The sequence below is a fragment of the Mesorhizobium sp. M5C.F.Ca.IN.020.29.1.1 genome (assembly GCF_003997375.1).
Lineage (GTDB): Bacteria > Pseudomonadota > Alphaproteobacteria > Rhizobiales > Rhizobiaceae > Mesorhizobium > Mesorhizobium wenxiniae.
The window spans coordinates 1-1,193 of record NZ_RZSW01000989.1 but is presented as its reverse complement, the minus strand read 5'-3'; the positions used below and the strand labels follow the sequence as shown (position 1 = coordinate 1,193).

The following is a 1,193-nucleotide window of genomic DNA, read 5'->3' as shown; positions in this document are numbered from 1 at the left end:
GCATGTGACCATGATCGCGGTAGGCGGTGATCATCTGATCGCCATCGACCAGCGCCATCTTCATGCCGGTGACAACTGCTTCCTGGCCGATATAGAGATGGCAGAAGCCGCCGATGAAGCCCATGCCGTAGAGCTGGCCGGCCTTTTCCTCGAAGCGGCGGATAAGCAGCATGCGCCGGTAGGCGTCAAGCTCCTCGTCTTTGGTGAAGTCGACAGGTTTGGGGGCCGAAACCCCCGCCGATTTGCCGTCGGATCTGGATTTGGATTTGGCAGGCGCTTTTCTGGCGGCGGTGGCCATGCATCACTCCCTGTTGGCGTCTCTTGCGGACACTGAGGGAGATCAGTTCTCCCCACCGATTTGGGAAGGCTAACACGCGGGAAAGCGTTTCGCCATGCTGAAAAATGCATGGCTGACATGCATCTAAGCGATTAAAATCATTGAAAATATCGTCGATTAACTTGAATTTGGTTATCTTGCCGTAGCTGGCAACATGATGGTGATTTCGTCGGCATGGGACATATTGAGTGCCCTGCGCGCCTGCTCGTCGAGCATGTCCTTCTCCAGCGTGCCCTGATGCATCAGCTGAACGCGCCGCTGCAGGTCGACCCGGCGCGCCTTGACGGCATCGAGCTCACTTTGCAAATCGACGGCTTCGGCTTCCAACCGATACTTGGAATAGATGCCGAATTCGCCATGATAGGCGTGGAATCCGAAATAGGCCAGGAATGCCACGCAGAGCGAGGGAATGATCAGCCGACCGGTGTTTCTCTGCTTGTGCTGACGTGTCCACATGATCCAAATCCCTTAGAGCGCCGCGCGTCGGCTTGGACGCGCAAAGGACGCTCTAACACTCTGCGACCTAGCCCCTTTCTCGCCCGATTGTGCTTAATGGACGGTTACGGATGACCGGATTTGGCGGTGTTGAAACAAAAAGGGCGAGGAATGCCCCCGCCCTTTCATTCCGGATATCTTCTGTGGGCTCAGCCTTTCACGATCGACTTGCCGGCGTAGAGCGCCTGCTTGCCAAGCTCTTCCTCGATGCGGATGAGCTGGTTGTACTTGGCCATGCGATCCGAGCGCGACAGAGAGCCCGTCTTGATCTGCCCGCAATTGGTGGCGACGGCGAGATCGGCGATGGTCGAATCTTCGGTTTCGCCCGAGCGGTGCGACATTACCGCGGTGTAGCCGGCCT

General features: G+C 57.3%; 2 protein-coding genes and 1 pseudogene. All 3 read right to left on the bottom strand.

The window, feature by feature from the left end:
* Positions 1-298: thiamine pyrophosphate-dependent enzyme (locus tag EOA85_RS35670; protein WP_245486365.1), on the bottom strand; the 298-nt coding region annotated here is incomplete at its 3' end.
* A gap of 171 nt (positions 299-469) precedes the next feature.
* Entirely contained in the window at positions 470-793 is a 324-nt protein-coding gene (locus EOA85_RS35665; RefSeq protein ID WP_127212759.1) for a septum formation initiator family protein, read from the bottom strand.
* Positions 794-981: 188 nt separating this feature from the next.
* Positions 982-1,193: pseudogene (gene eno, locus EOA85_RS35660) on the bottom strand (phosphopyruvate hydratase); the annotation flags it as partial.